The following is a 16,559-nucleotide window of genomic DNA, read 5'->3' on the forward strand; positions in this document are numbered from 1 at the left end:
TGAGAATTAAATCCGCTATACCGAACTAGCCCTGGAGCTGAAGCTCTCGGCTAGGCAAGGCGAAGCCCGCCTGCGCGGGCTGGAGCGGAATAATTACTCAAAGACCATAAGGCACGACGTGCACAACAGAACCGGAAGCGAATGCAGTTAAGGGCGACAGCGAAGCCGCACCTGAAATACCAGCCATGATCGAGAGCAAGAGGAACATGCGCCAGTTGAGGAACTTCGATTTCATGAGCACCTCACGACAATAACTTGTGTGTCGATGGAGAGACTACAATGAGCATAATTGATCCCTTCTCCACATCTCTGCGCATCCGACCCTTTGTGTGCCTCACAACGCCTTTGCCCGCAACATTAGACATCATCAAGATTTAGTGATATACTATTTTTGTACAATCTGAAAATGGAGAAAAACGATGTGTAAGTATCGATCCATTATCGAAAATCCGGAGAAATTACGCTCTATGACCGGACTGACCGTTGAAGAGTTCCACGCGCTGGTTCCGATCTTCCACGCCGCATTTGAAGCGTATATGAAACGTCGCACGATTGATGGCCGCGTCCGATATTGTCGTCGCTACGTCTCGTATGCAAACTCGCCGCTTCCGACAACAGAAGATAAATTGCTCTTTATTTTGACCTACTTAAAACAAAACCCAACGCAAGTGATGCACGGACACCTCTTTCAAATGAGCCAATCAAACGTAAGCAAATGGGTGCATCTTTTGCACGGAGCGCTGAACTATGCGCTTTCACAGCAAAATCTCCTGCCTGCGCGCACTGCCGACGACCTGGCGAGGCGATTGCAGGAAGAACCGTCGTGTGAAGAACCGTCGTGTGAAGAACCGTCGTGTGAAGAACCGTCGTGTGAAGAACCGTCGTGTGAAGAACCGTCGTGTGAAGAACCGTCGTGTGAAGAACCGTCGCATGCGACAAAAGCGCCCCCCTTTTTATCCATGACGGCGTAGAACGTCCCATTCGCCGTCCAAGCGACAAAGTCGACCGGGAGTTGTATTACAGCGGTAAGAAGAAACGACATACGCTTAAGAACGTTCTCATCATTGATGAGTTTGGCTCTATTCACTTTTTGAGTGACACCTACGAAGGAAGGGTCCACGATAAATGTATTGCGGATGAAGCGGGATACACCCTTCCAAACGCGAGCATTCTCTATCAAGACGCCGGATTTCAAGGATTTACCCTGCCTGGCGTCCAGATTATGCAGCCAAAGAAGAAGCCGCGCAATGGAACCCTCACGCCGCAGGAAAAGGAGGAAAACCGGCGTATCTCATCCGTTCGCGTTCGTATTGAACATGTTATCGGCGATATCAAGCGGTATCGAATCATTCACGACATTATCCGCTTCAGTTGTTCCGAATTTCGGGATATGGTCATGGAAACATGTTGCGGGCTGCATAACTTCCGAATTTGGCTGAAACGCAAAAAGCAGTCCAAAAATCAAAACGAATCTTGATGAAGTCTATTATTCGTTGGACGCACAACCTTCAACCTTCAACCTTCAACCTTCAACCTTCAACCTTCAACCTTCAACCTTCAACCTTCAACCTTCAACCTTCAACCCTTCCCCCCTCACAACACATCCGCAAACCCTTTTCGTGTTTTCATAAACCACGCATACCCCAACATCATCACCACGCCGGTTCCCAGGATCCACCAGAGCGTGCCGGGGAAGCTGGGCAACTGCCCCCACAGCAGCACCCGGCGGAAATTTTCGGTCACCGGCGCCATCGGGTTGAGCAGCACCAGCGTGCGAAATGGCTCCGGGATTATCTCGATCGAATAGAAGATCGGCGTCAGGAAAAACATCACCTGCAACACGATCCCGATTGCCTGCCCCACATCGCGAATGTAGACCCCCAGGCTGGCGACAAACCAGGCGATGCCCAGGGCAAGAAAGATGAGCGGCAGGCTGACGAGCGGCAGAAGAATGACCGTCCACGGCATGCCGCCGCCAAGTGCCAGGTGTGCGACCAGCAGCACGCCGATGCTCACCAGCATATGGAACAGCGCCGCACCGAGAATGCTGACCGGCAACACTTCCAGCGGAAAGATCACCTTCTTCACATAGTTTGGTACGCTCACGATTGACCCGGCGGCACGACTGACCGTTTCGCTGAAACAGGAGTACGCCGACAACCCGGCAAACAGAATCAGCGCAAAATCTGCCAGGCTGTCGCTGCGCGCCTGGGGCCAGCGACTCTGAAAAATGACGCCGAACACCAGCGTGTAGACGGTCAGCATAAGCAGCGGGTGCGCCAGCAACCAGAGGATGCCAAGGTATGCGCCGCGATAACGCCCCTCGATCTCACGGCGGGTCAACTGCACGATCAGGTCGCGATGTCGCCACAGCGTGCGCGCCAGATGCAGCGGATTCAAAAGCGCAAAAATGCCCTCGGTTCGTGTAGAGACCAGAACTGCCATAGCCGTGTACCTCGCTCAACGTTCCAACGCTCCAACGTTCAACGTTCCCACGTTCAACGTTCAACGTTCAACGTTCCAACGCCCAACGCTCAACGTTCAACGTTCAACACCCAACCTTCAACCTTCAACCTTACTAACGTTCAACGTTCCAACGTTCAACGTTCAACGTTCAACACCCAACCTTCAACCTTCAACCTTCAACCTTACTAACGTTCAACGTTCCAACGTTCAACGTTCAACGTTCAACACCCAACCTTCAACTTTACCAACGTTCAACGTTCCAACGTTCAACGTTCAACCTTCCAACGCTCAACGTTCAACCTTCCAACGTTCAACCTTCAACGCCCAACGTTCCCCTCCTCAAACCTGAACGCCGGACGTTCCAGATACTCCGCCAACCGCATCCCTCGTCGGTCGCGCTGCGAGAGAATCGGTTCGGTCACGGGCCAGTCGACCCCAATATCAGGATCGTTCCAGGTGATGACTCCTTCGGCGGAAGGCGTATAGTAGGCACTGCATTTATACTGAATCTCAGCAACATCGGAGAGGGTGAGAAAGGCATGACCAAAACCGACCGGAACCAGCAACTGCAACATATTCTCCGCCGTCAATTCGACCGCATGCCAGCGCCCAAACGTGGGTGAACCAACCCGGAGATCGACAATAACGTCGAGAACGCTGCCGAGCGTGCAGCGCACCAGCTTGACCATGGGTGCGGTCATATCCTGGTAGTGAAAACCGCGCAGGACATGCTTCACCGAGCGCGAGTGGTTATCCTGCACAAAGTCGATGGTAATGCCGTGCGCTGCAAAATCGCGCCGGTTCCAGGATTCCAGAAAAAAACCGCGTTCATCGCGGAAGCACGCCGGTTCGATGATGATCGCACCGGGGAGCGGTGTTGTGTGAAGCGTGAATTGCATAATCGTGTTGATTGCAACCTCTTGTGCAAAATGCTTGAGCCTGGGTCATATCCTCCGCACTGCGTTCATGCTACTCCGATGTTTCCCACTGTTCCGCTACGGCGACAAACAGCGCGAAATCGTGAAGCGCTGGCGCAATACTGGCATGAAGGACGGCATAATCGATTGTTTCGTACAGATGTACCAGAATATTGCGCATCCCCGCCGCCTGCTGTAACCGTTCCGCCAGATCGCCTGGAAGCAACCCTTCCTGCGCTGCCAGACGAAACGACTCTCGATCCGATGTCGGCGTCAGACCGCGTTCAGCCAGGATGTGAAAGGTTAGATCTGCTGCGGCGCCAACCAGCAATTCCAGAATACGCTCAACCGTATAGTGCTGCTTCTCTATCTCATCGCGACTCATCTGCGCAAATGGCGCAAGATCGCGCAACAATCGCCGCAGGTACGCCAGTTTGCGTAAGAGCACGTCACGCGCCATGGCGCACCTCTTCAGCATAGGACCGCAACGACTCGGCAAGAGCGCGGCGAAAGGGCAATGCATCATTGTAGAGATGCCACAGACGCGCCCGCTCACTCATCCACAACCCGCGATCGCGCTCGTACAGAAGTTTTCCGTCGCGCGCAATCTCCCACCCCAGCACCGGGTCGGTCGTTGGCGTGAGCAGCACCAGGCTGACATCTGCACCTAACAGGTTCTCAATCTCGACCTGCCATGCGACGCGGTCGAGCGGCGCCGGCGGATGACCGGGTTTGAGCGCCAGATCGTAGTCGCTATTGGGGCGCGCCTGACCGCGCGCGTGAGCCAAACAGCACACAGAGCGCAATGTCGTGTGTTTTGCACCAGGCAACGAGCGCATCGAACTGTGGCACTGTTTTCACAGTCATTCTTCCTCGCCGCGCAGACGGCGCAGTTCCGCTTCCAGCGCGCGCACACGCGATTCAGCTTCAGCACGGAACGGGTCGGCGTCCGATGCTGTCATAAGACTGGTCTGGATGGCGTCGGTCGTCATAGCCTCAGTATATCACGAGTGCAGGCGACGAGTGTCGGCGGTCACGCGCCGTGCGCCTGTTCGTACTCGATGACCGTGCGGATAATATCATCGAGATCGAGCGTCGGGCGGAAGCCGGTCAGCGCTGTGAGACGCGAAATATCCGGCACGCGCCGGCGCATATCTTCAAACCCGGCTTCGTAGGCATGCTCGTAGGGCACCAGCACGATCGGTGATGAACTCTGCGCCAGGCGCACCACACGCTGCGCCAGTTCGAGAATGCTCACTTCCTGCGGATTGCCAACGTTGAAAACCTTCCCAACCGCGTCTGGATGGTCGAGCAGGGCGATCAATGCGCGCACTGTATCGCCGACGTAGCAGAAGCAGCGCGTTTGCTGCCCATCGCCATACACACGCAACGGCACATTACGGAGTGCAGCCCGAACAAAGCGCGGCACGACCATCCCGTAGCGCCCCGTCTGACGCGGACCGACCGTGTTGAACAGGCGCGCAATGATCACAGGCAGGTCGCGCTCTTTGTGGTACGCCAGCGCCAGAAACTCATCGAGCAGTTTGGAGCAGGCATAACTCCAGCGGTTTATTGTGGAAGGACCAAGCACCAGGTCATCGTCTTCGCGGAAGGGGGCGCGCTCACTTTTGCCGTACACCTCGGACGTGCTGGCAATCAACACAGTCTTTCCCTTCTTCGCCGCCCAGCGCAACACCAGTTCAGTGCCGTTGACATTGGTTTCGATGGTGCGCACGGGGCTTTGCACAATCAGTTGCACGCCGACCGCCGCCGCCAGATGCACCACCGCATCACTCTCGTCGATCAGTTCCGCCAGCACCGCTTCATTGGCGATGGTATCGAGCGTATAACTGAAGTTCGGATGTCCTTTGAGGTGGCGAATATTCGCAACCGCGCCGGTGGAGAGATCATCGATGATCGCCACCCGGTCGCCGCGCTCGATCAGGGCATCCGCCAGGTGCGAACCGATGAACCCTGCGCCGCCAGTGATCAGAATGCTGCGCTGTGCCATGTTCCTCACCTGTAGGGGTTAGATGTACGCTTCCCACCCGCAACCTTCCCACATTTGACGTTCATGCTCCCAAGACCCGTGAAGGTAGACGACGTGTGTGCAGCACACGAGAGTCGCCCCGCTGCCGATAGTCCACCGCAGAGCGAGGTTGGCGGCGAAGACCACTCAGTATATCCACCTGCAACGTGCAACCCTGCAACGTGCAACCCACCCTCACCGACGCGCTTCGATCAGGGTCATAATCGCCTGACGCACCCGCGCCAGACGGATATCCATTCCCTCCGGGCGCAGGTAGAGATCTTCACGAATGCCGCCGACATCGGAGCGAATCTGTGAAATCGGATCGCGATCGGCTTCAGCAGCACGCACATACGCCTGCGCCAGCGCCTCGTCGATCGCCGCCAGCGTTTGCTCGACACGCGCAAAATCATTCGCCCGCAGCGACCTTTCGGCGTCGTCAAGATGATGGAGCGCGCGCATCAGGTACATTGCCGCCCACAACCGCTCGTCCTGAGCGCGCAGGTCAATCAGTTCCTGGCGCGTCAGGGCTGCAGCGAGCGGCGCTTCGGTCGATTGCGGTGACGGAGTAGCGCTGACAGTGGACGTTGGCATTGGGGAAGAGACCGGCATGATCGACGCAACCTGGGGCGTCACCAGAGGTTGCCCGGATGCTGCTGGCAACAAGAGGCGTTGAATACTCAACGTCAGCGCAACAGCGACGAGTGCGGTTAGTGCATGTGGCAGCGCGGCGCGCAACAGACGCGCCGCGCCCGACTGATGTGCGCCCGGCGGGGGAGATTCGCCCGACCCGGAACTTATCACAGGTTCAGCCACGAATGACCAGAACTACTTCTCGATCTGCGCTGTCAGCAGAATAGCCTGTGCAATTTCACGCATCGACTTGCGCGTATTCATCGAGAGTTGCTGGATCTTGCGGAAGGCTTCGTGCTCCTTGAGACCCTGCGTATCCATCAAAACGCCTTTGGCGCGTTCGACCAGTTTGCGCGTCTCCAGCGTCTCTTTCAGATCATTGATCTGCTTATCCATCTCGCGAAACTCATTGTAGCGCGCCAGGGCGATTTCGATGGCAGGGAGCAGTTCCCCCTCGTGAAATGGTTTGACGACGTAGTTGACCACGCCAGCTTCGCGCGCCCGATCAACCAGTTCACGATCCGAGTATGCGGTCAACAACAGCACCGGCGCGATCTTCTCTTCGGTCAATACTTTGGCTGCCTGAATGCCGTCGAGTTTTGGCATCCGGATATCCATAATCACCAGATCCGGGCGTAGTTCACGCGCCAGATTGATGACGCTGACACCATCACCTGCTTCACCAACGACCAGATAGCCCAGATCGACCAGCGTCTCTTTCAGGTTCATACGGATGATCGACTCATCATCCGCGATGACCAGGCGTAGTTGCTGGGACATAGGATATCTCCTCTATATCCATAGCCGTTGCACCCCTTTTGATAAGGGTGAACAGCATGTTGATCGCTCACCACAGGATGCTTGTACAGTGTCTGAGTATAACATACTGCCAGAGCGACGGTCAAGAACGGTCAAAGTATCTTGACAATCCGATAAACATAGTGCTACACTTCACATACTTCTACAGTATCCCAATGTGGCGGATCATTGAAGGCGATGTCGTACACATGGGCATGGATGCGCCCGAATATATTCACTGACAATGGCGCATATGAAATGCTGACGCCATGGCGAATCACCCTGCACGGAGGTCTACGTGGATCGGATGGAAGAACCCCCTGACGTTGTCATCCGGCGATTGCCGTTGTATGCACGCAGTCTTCGTTATCTGCTCCAGGAAGGAGTTGAGTCTGTTTCCTCGCAGGAACTCGGGGACCGGATCAATGTCACCGCTGCGCAGATCCGCAAAGATCTCTCGTACTTCGGCGAATTTGGCAAGCAGGGCATTGGTTACAACGTTCGGAAACTTCTCCAGCAGATCGAAGACATTCTTGGTCTGACGCGCGAGTGGCCCGTAGCAGTGGTAGGCATCGGTCACCTTGGCGAAGCGATTGCCCGCTATGAAGGGTTTCGCCAGCAAGGCATCCGTATCGCTGGGCTGTTCGATAGCAACCCCTCGAAGATCGGCACGGTCATTGATGGCATGACGGTTCAGAGTATCGAGGAAGCCGATCGCATTATCAGGGAGCAGGGTATTCGCCTGGCGATCATCGCGGTTCCAGCACGCAGCGCGCAGGAAGTGACCGATCGCCTGGTTATGGCGGGGGTGCGCGCCATCCTGAGTTATGCGCCAACGGTACTTCAAGTGCCGGATGGGGTCTGGGTACGCTACATCGATCCGGTCGCAATTCTCCATAGTATGACCTACTATCTCGCACGCGACATTAACAGTGCGCGGCACAACAGTCCCGAAAGTTAGGTGGGATCGTTGCTCCGGCGCGCCGTCGCCTGGCAGCGCGCGACAACGACAGGCAAACCGGCAATCGCCGCGCCGATGCGGGCGCGGGCGCGGAGTGTTCGTTTCACCGGCGTCCTCAATGCGACGCGGGATAGTGCGCAGGAGCATTGCCTGAACGCAGCACCGGTGAATAGACTCCACGGGTTGCTCTAACCTCCAATCCTGTAACTGCCCTGTAACTACGGTGCGCTACGCTCCCCTCGATTCGCTATGATGCGACATCGCTATGGTGCGGTTTCTGCTCACCAGGTACACCCATCCAGCGTCTGAATCTCTCATCTTTGAACATATGCATGCCGGTAGATCCTTCGCCGGATGCCCTGCGCCTGTGTGCACCGGGTATGCGTCGAGTCTATTCTGCGTGCAGGCGGGCGTTACCTGTCGTTCCCGTTCCTCGAAAGCGCGCGGCGGTAGTGACTGGGATGACGATTCGCCGCAACCCACGATGATGTCCCGGTCGTTTGAACACTGGCACGATGGTGTCTGTCCACTCCGGCAAGACCAGCGCTCCCGCTGGAGCGAACGGTCAGTTACCCGATTCCGGGCACAGGTGTGGATCGAGTTGTAACCGTGCCACTCTTCCCTTCGCGCCGGGATGAGCGATTCTCGAAGGAACTGCGGAATGCACGAGGTCAGGTTCTGTGTTCCGCTTTCCTTGATAGGAGGAAGATGTTTTCGAAGGAGGCCAGTATGAACCATGTTCGTCTGCTTACGGTTCTCATGCTGCTGGCAGCGATAATCCTCGCAGCCTGCGGCGCTCCGGCGGCTACGCCGCCGACGCAACCGCCTGCGCCGACGCAACCGCCTGCGCCGACGCAACCACCTGCGCCGACGCAACCACCTGCGCCAACTCCAGCGCCGACCGAAGCAACGGCAGCGGCACGCCTGACGTGCACTGAACCGGTGAAGGTGGGATTGATTACAGATGTCTCTGGGACTCTTGCCATCTATGGCGCGCATATTCTGCGTTCGTTCATGCTCGGCATGGAGTATATGGCTGGCGCACCAGGCGCAGCAGGCGAGAAGTTCGATTTCAATACTGCCAAAGAGAATACCTTCAAGGTGGATGACTGCGAGATTCAGGTCTTTGTGCGCGACGATGCCAGCAACCCGCAGAATACTGCCACTATCGCACGTGAACTGATCGATGTGAACAAGGTCAACATCCTGGTCGGCACTGTTTCGTCAGGTGCGACGGCAACGCTTCAGGGAATCGCCTTCGAGAACAAGATCCCGCTCATTGTTGCTCCGGCTGCCGCCAATGACATTACCGGCAAGGATTTCAATATCTATACCTTCCGCGTGAGTCGCAACAACTATCAGGATGCAATGAACGTCTGCACGTATCTCACCCAGAAGTACAAGAAATTCGTGCAGATTGCGCCGGATTACGCCTTTGGTCGCGGATCAGCGGCAGCTTTCCGCGATGCGTGCGGCAAACTCGGCGGTGAGTTCGTTGCCGACGATATTTTTGCACCGGCGGATACCACCGACTTTACGCCTTATATGGAGCGGATTCTGAACTCAGGCGCGGAGGCGTACATCGTCACCTGGGCTGGTTCTGGCTTTGTACCGCTCTTCCAGGCTGCGAACGATCTCGGTGTGAACGATAAGATGAGTCTGGCATCCGCTTTCATCGATAATGCCCTGATGCCGGTCTTCTACGGCGGGGCGGTTGGCTCGACCAGCGGCATTGTTTACCACTACACCGCGCCGAAGAATCCGGCGAATGATTTCCTCGTCGCCAATACCAAACCACGCTATGGCGTCAACCCCGACATTTTCGACGCCGACGGCATGAATGCCGCCATCTTGCTGGTCGAAGCTTTACGCAAGACGGGTAGCGATGTCGGCAGCGAAGCGCTCATCAAAGCGATGGAAGGCATGTCGTTTGAAGGACCGAAGGGAACGGTTTACATCCGTCCCGAAGACCATGTGGCCATTCAGGACATGTACATCCTCAAACTGACCAACCTGACCGATCCGGACGCGAAGTTCTATGAGTATGTCGCCACAACTCGCCCGGAGCCGCCCTGTCTGCTGCCCGAAAATCTCAAGGAACGATGCGGCAGCCTTCCCTATGGCAGCCTGAGCGGTCAGTAACCAGGTTGGGACAGGCGCCGGACTGTTCGACACTCCCTGCGAAGGTAAACCGGAGGAGAGCGGAACGCTCGCAGGGGCGGGTTCATATCCCGCCCCTGCACATGTGAGCAGCGCGAGGTCTCGCAGCAGGCGCTACAGGTTGCAGTACAATTCCTTCAGAGATTGGTGAAACGCATCATACGCCGGACTCCGGCATGGATACCGATATTGTTCTCGAAACTCGCAGCCTGACCAAAGCCTTTGGTGCGCTGGTAGCGGTGGATCGTGTGAGTATCAGGGTTCGCAGACGTTCGCTGCATGCCATTATCGGTCCCAACGGCGCGGGGAAAACCACGCTGTTCAACCTGTTGAGCGGCAACCTGGAACCGACCAGCGGACAGGTTCTGTTCAAGGGGCGCGACATCACCCGTCAGCCAGTCCACCGAACCATTCATCTGGGCATCGGTCGTTCTTTCCAGATTACCAACATCTTTCCCAATCTCACCGTTTTCGAGAACATCCGTCTGGCAGCGCAGGCGACGGGCGGCGACAACTTCAAGTTCTGGCGTCCAGCAGCGCATTTCAAAAGGTATGAAGCGCGCGCCTGGGAGGTGATCGAGAAGGTGGGGCTGAAAGAACGCGCATTCGCACCGGCGCGCACCCTGCCGCATGGCGATCAGCGCAAACTGGAACTGGGCATGATCCTGGCGCCTGATCCGGAGGTGCTGCTGCTCGACGAACCGACCGCCGGAATGGCCGCCGAACAGGTGCCCGAACTGATTGCGCTCATCCAGGACATTCAGCGCAGTGGCGAGAAAACCGTCATGCTGGTGGAACACAACATGAACGTGGTGATGAGCGTTTCCGATACCATTACGGTGATGCATCAGGGGCGCGTGCTTGCCGAAGGAACGCCTGCTGAAATCGCGGCGAATGAAGAAGTGCAAACTGCCTATCTGGGTGGACTGTATCAGTTGAGCATGTAACCTGAACTCATGACGCAGATTCTGGAACTTCACGACATTCATACCTTTATCGGGCAATACCATATTTTGCAGGGAGTGAGCTTCACCGTTCCCGTGGGATCAATCACTGCGTTACTCGGGCGTAACGGGGCGGGCAAAACCACCACGCTCAAGACGATAATGGGATTGACGCCACCGCGTATCGGCGAGATTCGTTTTGAAGGTCGCAGAATCAACGGCATGCGCCCCTTCGAGATTGCTTCGCTAGGGATTGGTTTTGTGCCGGAGCATCGCGCTATTTTCCGCGATCTGACCGTCGAGGAGAATTTGAAAATTGCCGAACGCAAAAAAGGCGATTATGTGCGCAAACAGGAGATGATCTTCTCCCTTTTCCCCGATCTCAAGCGCCTGATCCATCTGCGTGGCGCCAATTTGTCGGGCGGGCAGCAGCAAATGCTGGCGATCGCGCGTGCACTGGTCGCCGATAACCGTTTGCTGTTGATCGACGAACCAAGCGAAGGGTTAGCGCCGGTCGTCATCGAAGGACTGATCGGCGCCATTCGCCATCTGGCTGCCGACAGCACTGTTGTCCTGGTCGAACAGAACTTTCTGGTCGCCAGTCAACTGGCGGAGTATTATGTCATCATCGAAGAAGGGCGATCGGTGCAGAGTGGCCGTATGCAGGAGTTGGTGAACGATAAAGCGGCGATTCACCGTTATTTAGGGGCAGCGTAAGAGGCGGCTCATGGAACAGATACCGGCGATCATGCGCAAAAACCTGGTGTTGATCATCACCCTGGCAGTCATGCTCATGCTCTTTGTTGCAGCCGCAAGCGGTATGAGCTGGCAGGATTTCGTCATAACCCTGTTGCGTGGTCTGGCAGTGGGAGCGTTGACATTCCTGGTGGCGTCCGGTTTTTCGCTTATCTTTGGGTTGCTCGACGTGCTCAATCTGGCGCACGGCACACTTTTCATGGTTGGCGCGTACATTGGCTGGACAGTGTATGTACGTCCTGATACATTTGTGGATATTCTGACGCCGCTTGCGCTGATCATCAGTGGATTCACGCTGGGGGACGTATGGAGACTGCTGGCGCGGCGCGTACCGCAGTCGGGCGTGTGGAGGCGGGTGTTGCCGTGGGTGGCGATCATGCCCGGTGTGCTGATCGGCTTTGGGGTCATGCGTGGCTACCCGATTGCGTCCTGGAGTCTTGAGAATTATGCTGAAAGTCCCGTCACGTTTTCATTTCTCGCCAGTCAGGGGCAGCGCGTGATCCCTGCGCCTGCCACCTTTGGTGATGGCTCTCCGCTGATAGCATTCGGCGGGTTGATCCTGGCAAGTATGCTGGTAGCGTTTGGACTGACGCTGCCAGGGCAGAGCCACATCCATACAGCAGCACATGTATCGTGGCGTCATGGTGTGCCCTTTGCCAGTCTTATTGCGGGAGGGCTGGTTGTGTTTATCGTCAATGAGCCGCTCACCGCGTGGTTGTTTGCACTGGATACCAACTGGTTGTTCCTGATCGCAGTGCTGGCGGCAGTGTTGAGCGGTATGGGGCTTGGTGCACTGATGGAGTCGACATTGATCCGACCGCTGTATGTGCGCCCGATCTATCAGTTGATGCTCACTCTGGGGCTGAGCGCAATCGGGATTGAGATAGTGCGCGCGATCTGGGGGCGTCCCGAGTTCACCATGCCCAAACCGGCGCTGTTCGCCGGAAGCGGCGAGGGATGTCCGGCAGAGTCGCTCTGGCTGGCGCTGCAGAATAGTTGTTCGACGATGCTGTTCCAGGGTGGGCGCATTCGCATCTACAATGAGATGTTTATCCCCCTGGTCGGGCTGATTGTGTTGATTGCCGTGTGGCTGTTGCTCAGGCGCACTCGCCTTGGCATGATCATTCGCGCTGGCGTGCAGGATCGTGAGATGGTCGAGGCGCTGGGGATCAATGTGCGACGGGTGTTCACAATGGTGTTTGCGCTGGGCGTGGGGTTGGCGGCGTTGGGGGGTGTGCTGGCGGCGCCGTCGATCGGGCTTTCCAACACGATGGGCGAAAGTTTTCTGCTCAATGCGCTTATTGCGCTGGCTATCGGCGGATTAACCAGTTACCCCGGCGCGGCAATCGGTTCGTTGTTGGTCGGAATGCTTCAGCAGTTCATCATCAAGTACGGTCAGATTGGCATTGCCATCCCGTTGACCGGGATTGTTTTCAAACCTTCGCCGCCGCTGGTGCCCGCATCGACTATTCTGCTCATGGTGATCATTTTGCTCATTTTGCCCAACGGTCTGCTTGGCAGGAAGGAATAAGCGATGACAACGTCCGGTTCTTCCTTCGTGCAACGGTATCGCATTGCACTGCTAACGCTGCTGGCGTTGGTTCTCCTGCCATTTGTTATCGGGCTGTTCGAGGGCGCGTCACCCTTCGAGGTGTGGTCGAACCAGAGCGGTATGTCCAGATTTATTCAGGGATTGGCAATCGAGATCTTCATTCTGGCGCTGTATGCCCTGAGTTATGACCTGATCTTCGGTTTTACAGGCCTGCTGTCGTTTGGGCACAGTATGTTCTTTGCGGTTGGCGCCTACCTGACCGGTATCGCGCTTAAGAGTTTCGGGCTGAACCTGTGGCAAACCTTTGGCGTATTGATGCTGGCAGCTCTCGCGCAGGCGCTGTTGTTCGGCATTGTGCTGCCGCGCGTGAAGGGGATCACCTTTGCGCTGGTCACGCTGGGTCTGTCGAGCGTGTTCCATATTGTGGTCATGTCGCGTGAACTGGGCGATTACACCGGTGCAGACGTGGGGTTGCAGGGGGTCATCATCCCTGATTTCATCAGCCCGGCTACGGAACGTCTCCGTCTGTATTTTGTGACGCTCACGATACTGGTCGTGTTCTACCTGATCTACCGCCGATTCGTGGATTCGCCCCTGGGGCGGGTATGCAAAGCGATCCGCGAGAACGAAGGGCGCGCGCAGATGCTGGGGTATAACACGTTCCTGTTCAAACTGGCGGCGCTGATCCTCTCGTCTCTCACCGCTGCAATAGCTGGTGCGCTGCATACCATCTATCAACCGATCGTCAGTCCCGACATCGCCGGGTTGGGTTTCACCGTCACTGCCCTGCTGATGATCCTGATCGGAGGCGTGGGCACACTCCACGGCGCGCTGGCAGGCGCAGCGATCTTCCGCCTGCTCGACTTCGGACTGCGGCGCTACCTGGGAGAGAGCGCCAGTTTTGTCAACGGCGCGATCTATGTGCTGATTGTGCTCTTTCTTCCCTATGGAATTGTCGGAACGTGGCAACTCAAGGCGTCTCTCTCCATAGCGCGCATGCGCCAGGGTTGGCAGCGCTTACTGGAAATGGTCGGTGTAAACGTCGAACGTCGCGCATCCAGAGAGTAGCGGCATGATAAAGCCATCCGGTCAACATCCGAATGAGAGAGCATAAGAGAGCAAGAAGGCGAATGATCCTGCGACATCAGCATGCTCATGCCTGTGCTTGCCTGTGACGACAGACGATGTCGCGCCACCCTACTGCAACCGGCAACCTTGACGACTATTCTCGAACGTGATACAAATGGGCTATCGTAATAGGGTGCAGAAAACAGGCATGTGTGGTAGAATGTTTACACGTTTTCGTGTTCTATCTTGAGTCCGACCATGACCAATCTGACCTTCTACGAGTTCTTTGCTGGCGGCGGTCTTGCCCGCTTTGGTTTGGGCCGGCAGTGGACATGCCTGTTTGCCAATGACATCGATGAGAAGAAAGCGGAGGTCTACCAGCGCAACTTTTCCGGCGCTCCAGAGATGGTTGTCGAGGATATTCGTCACATCACGACTGCGATGCTTCCCGGTCGCGCCACGCTGGCATGGGCATCATTCCCCTGTCAGGATCTGTCGCTTGCGGGGAAGGGCGGGGGGCTTCGCGCCGAACGCAGCGGCACATTCTGGCCCTTCTGGAACCTGATCACGGCGCTCAACCGGGAAGGACGAGGCGTTCCTATCATTGCCATCGAGAATGTTGTTGGTCTCCTTACCTCAAATAACGGTCACGATTTCCAGGAGTTGATAACTGTTATTACTACGGAAGGATACCGCCTGGGCGCGATGGTTGTCGATGCGGTTCATTTCGTTCCCCAATCGCGACCAAGGCTTTTCATCATCGCCGTCAAAGACCATCTGCCGATACCGGATGAACTCACCATGTGCACGCCGCACCCCATCTGGCATCCGATTCCGGTCGTTCGCGCGTATCGTCGCCTGTCGCCGTCGATGCGCGAAGGGTGGATCTGGTGGAATCTCCCTGTTCCCGATCATGCGCGGCTGCGGCTGCAGGACGTGATCGATCCAGAGCCGATCGGCGTGTCCTGGCATAGCCAGGAAGAAACGCTCCGTCTTCTGACACTGATGTCCCCGGTCAATATCGCCAAAGTACGTCACGCTCAGGCAACCGGTCGCCTGCACATCGGCACGGTGTACAAGCGAACGCGCACCCAGAATGGCGTCAAGCGCCAGCGCGCAGAAGTTCGGTTTGATGGCATCAGCGGTTGTTTACGCACGCCTGCTGGCGGTTCCAGCCGACAGACCATCCTGGTCGTCGAGGGTGATACCATTCGCTCCCGCCTGCTTTCCGTGCGCGAAGCGGCGCGGCTTATGGGATTACCCGACAGCTACTGGCTGCCGGAACGGTATAATGATGGGTATCACGTGATGGGCGACGCCGTTGCGGTGCCGGTTGTTTCCTGGCTGGAGACGCATATTCTGCGTCCGCTTGCAACAGGACGTGTTGAGAGCGCAGAGAGTGATAGATATGTCGACAAAAGAAATCATACCTTGTGTCTTATCTGATGAGACAAGGCGTTTGATCGATGCGTATGCGCAAGCGCTCAAGAATCAAGCGCATATGATCGGCGATCATGGTTTGAGCGAGGAGGAGTTTTGGGCTTCGGGACTTTTTCGTGGCGCTATCGAGCGTCTTCGCGGACAACAGGCGGCTAGCATGGCTCAGAAGCGTCGATTCATCGAACGAGTTCTTGAATACCTGAAACAGAACAAAAGAATAGAGAGATGGGATTTCAGGGGCACTAGAGAGCGCCACGATTATGAAGTTCACATCGACGGTCGTATTTGTGTTTTTGAAGCAAAAGGATGTCTTGATGGCAATAACACAAATATCTTCGAAAGACCCGCGAATGCAGACGAATTCATTCTCTGGTCACTCTGCCAGAATCCCGGCGCAGATCCGCGTCACAATGCCTGGTCAGGCATACATACCCGGCTAAGTGCAGAAATTATTAAAGAAGAAAAGCGTGTGGATGGATTGATTATATGGGATATGCTCTGTGGAACAAAAGGTCGCATCTGCCCGAAGTTGTCTCAAAATCGTGCGAAAGTAACTAATATAGGCGATAGTTTTTATGTTCCACCACCGTGTTTGTATCTCTTCCCTAGAACTGTACCAGAGGTTCGCACAAATCCTCGTCCAAACGTTTGGAAGATTGAGGAAGTTGCGTTTCTTAAGGTTCTTTACGATACATTTTCTTGCCAACCTGATGATGTGGTGGGGTTGAGTATAGAAGTGAGACAGAACGAAAATTATGTAGAAAGGCGCACAATTTTTGCTCGTAATGGAATAGAAATTGCTTCTTCAGATTGGACGAAGATAAAGCGCTAAGTT

The 16,559-nt window shown here is 55.9% G+C and carries 18 protein-coding genes; 9 read left to right on the forward strand and 9 right to left on the reverse strand.

The window, feature by feature from the left end:
• Nucleotides 1–97 precede the first annotated feature (97 nt).
• On the reverse strand, nt 98–235 hold the full coding sequence (locus ROSERS_RS26280) for a hypothetical protein (protein ID WP_157041181.1): 138 nt from the start codon (nt 233–235) through the stop codon (nt 98–100).
• A 184-nt stretch (nt 236–419) separates the two neighbouring features.
• Here ROSERS_RS26280 and ROSERS_RS25375 point away from each other — a divergent pair.
• Nucleotides 420–1,477, forward strand: a protein-coding gene (locus tag ROSERS_RS25375; protein ID WP_085979421.1) for an IS5-like element ISRfsp3 family transposase whose coding sequence is annotated in 2 segments (ribosomal slippage) — nt 420–951 and nt 951–1,477 — 1,059 coding nt in all. Because the reading frame shifts where the segments join, the coding sequence is not laid out codon by codon here.
• Between the two features lie 116 nt (nt 1,478–1,593).
• Here the strand turns inward: ROSERS_RS25375 and ROSERS_RS21120 are convergent.
• The 8 genes from ROSERS_RS21120 to ROSERS_RS21150 all read right to left on the reverse strand — a co-directional run bounded on the left by ROSERS_RS21120 (nt 1,594) and on the right by ROSERS_RS21150 (nt 6,825).
• A complete protein-coding gene (locus ROSERS_RS21120) occupies nt 1,594–2,445 on the reverse strand; it encodes an ABC transporter permease (RefSeq protein ID WP_011958777.1) in 852 nt (283 codons plus the stop codon).
• Between the two features lie 338 nt (nt 2,446–2,783).
• Nucleotides 2,784–3,365, reverse strand: coding sequence for a dTDP-4-dehydrorhamnose 3,5-epimerase (gene rfbC, locus ROSERS_RS21125; protein ID WP_011958778.1), 582 nt, complete (start codon nt 3,363–3,365; stop codon nt 2,784–2,786).
• 70 nt (nt 3,366–3,435) lie between these two features.
• Entirely contained in the window at nt 3,436–3,843 is a 408-nt protein-coding gene (hepT, locus tag ROSERS_RS21130) for a type VII toxin-antitoxin system HepT family RNase toxin (protein WP_011958779.1), read from the reverse strand.
• On the reverse strand, nt 3,833–4,180 hold the full coding sequence (locus ROSERS_RS21135; protein ID WP_442969648.1) for a nucleotidyltransferase family protein: 348 nt from the start codon (nt 4,178–4,180) through the stop codon (nt 3,833–3,835). Before ROSERS_RS21135 ends, hepT begins: the two co-directional genes overlap by 11 nt.
• A 66-nt stretch (nt 4,181–4,246) precedes the next feature.
• Nucleotides 4,247–4,375: a hypothetical protein gene (locus ROSERS_RS27220; RefSeq protein ID WP_269626513.1), complete on the reverse strand. Its 129-nt coding sequence runs from the start codon at nt 4,373–4,375 to the stop codon at nt 4,247–4,249.
• Nucleotides 4,376–4,416: 41 nt separating this feature from the next.
• Entirely contained in the window at nt 4,417–5,394 is a 978-nt protein-coding gene (locus tag ROSERS_RS21140) for a GDP-mannose 4,6-dehydratase (protein ID WP_011958781.1), read from the reverse strand.
• 213 nt (nt 5,395–5,607) lie between these two features.
• Nucleotides 5,608–6,228 (reverse strand): hypothetical protein, encoded by a 621-nt coding sequence (locus ROSERS_RS21145; protein ID WP_232282699.1) that lies wholly within the window; start codon nt 6,226–6,228, stop codon nt 5,608–5,610.
• A 12-nt stretch (nt 6,229–6,240) separates the two neighbouring features.
• Nucleotides 6,241–6,825 carry an ANTAR domain-containing response regulator gene (locus ROSERS_RS21150; RefSeq protein WP_011958783.1) on the reverse strand — a complete coding sequence of 195 codons (585 nt, stop codon included), beginning with the start codon at nt 6,823–6,825 and terminating at the stop codon, nt 6,241–6,243.
• A gap of 325 nt (nt 6,826–7,150) precedes the next feature.
• Between ROSERS_RS21150 and ROSERS_RS21160 the strand changes: the two genes are divergently transcribed.
• The 8 genes from ROSERS_RS21160 (at nt 7,151) to ROSERS_RS25380 (ending at nt 16,556) form a co-directional block, all read left to right on the forward strand.
• A complete protein-coding gene (locus ROSERS_RS21160; protein ID WP_442969659.1) occupies nt 7,151–7,804 on the forward strand; it encodes a redox-sensing transcriptional repressor Rex in 654 nt (217 codons plus the stop codon).
• Between the two features lie 729 nt (nt 7,805–8,533).
• A complete protein-coding gene (locus ROSERS_RS21165; protein WP_011958785.1) occupies nt 8,534–9,946 on the forward strand; it encodes a substrate-binding domain-containing protein in 1,413 nt (470 codons plus the stop codon).
• A 194-nt stretch (nt 9,947–10,140) separates the two neighbouring features.
• A complete protein-coding gene (locus tag ROSERS_RS21170) occupies nt 10,141–10,911 on the forward strand; it encodes an ABC transporter ATP-binding protein (RefSeq protein ID WP_011958786.1) in 771 nt (256 codons plus the stop codon).
• A gap of 9 nt (nt 10,912–10,920) precedes the next feature.
• The gene (locus tag ROSERS_RS21175; RefSeq protein WP_011958787.1) at nt 10,921–11,625 is read left to right on the forward strand and encodes an ABC transporter ATP-binding protein; all 705 of its coding nucleotides are present in this window, start codon (nt 10,921–10,923) and stop codon (nt 11,623–11,625) included.
• Nucleotides 11,626–11,635: 10 nt separating this feature from the next.
• Complete coding sequence (locus tag ROSERS_RS26530) at nt 11,636–13,195, forward strand: branched-chain amino acid ABC transporter permease (protein ID WP_011958788.1); 1,560 nt, start codon at nt 11,636–11,638, stop codon at nt 13,193–13,195.
• A gap of 3 nt (nt 13,196–13,198) precedes the next feature.
• Complete coding sequence (locus ROSERS_RS21185; protein WP_011958789.1) at nt 13,199–14,284, forward strand: branched-chain amino acid ABC transporter permease; 1,086 nt, start codon at nt 13,199–13,201, stop codon at nt 14,282–14,284.
• Nucleotides 14,285–14,542: 258 nt separating this feature from the next.
• On the forward strand, nt 14,543–15,730 hold the full coding sequence (locus tag ROSERS_RS21190) for a DNA cytosine methyltransferase (RefSeq protein WP_011958790.1): 1,188 nt from the start codon (nt 14,543–14,545) through the stop codon (nt 15,728–15,730).
• Nucleotides 15,693–16,556 carry a hypothetical protein gene (locus ROSERS_RS25380; RefSeq protein ID WP_011958791.1) on the forward strand — a complete coding sequence of 288 codons (864 nt, stop codon included), beginning with the start codon at nt 15,693–15,695 and terminating at the stop codon, nt 16,554–16,556. The genes ROSERS_RS21190 and ROSERS_RS25380 overlap by 38 nt, the downstream gene beginning before the upstream one ends.
• The last annotated feature ends 3 nt before the right edge of the window (nt 16,557–16,559 follow it).

This window comes from Roseiflexus sp. RS-1, assembly GCF_000016665.1.
Taxonomy (GTDB): domain Bacteria; phylum Chloroflexota; class Chloroflexia; order Chloroflexales; family Roseiflexaceae; genus Roseiflexus.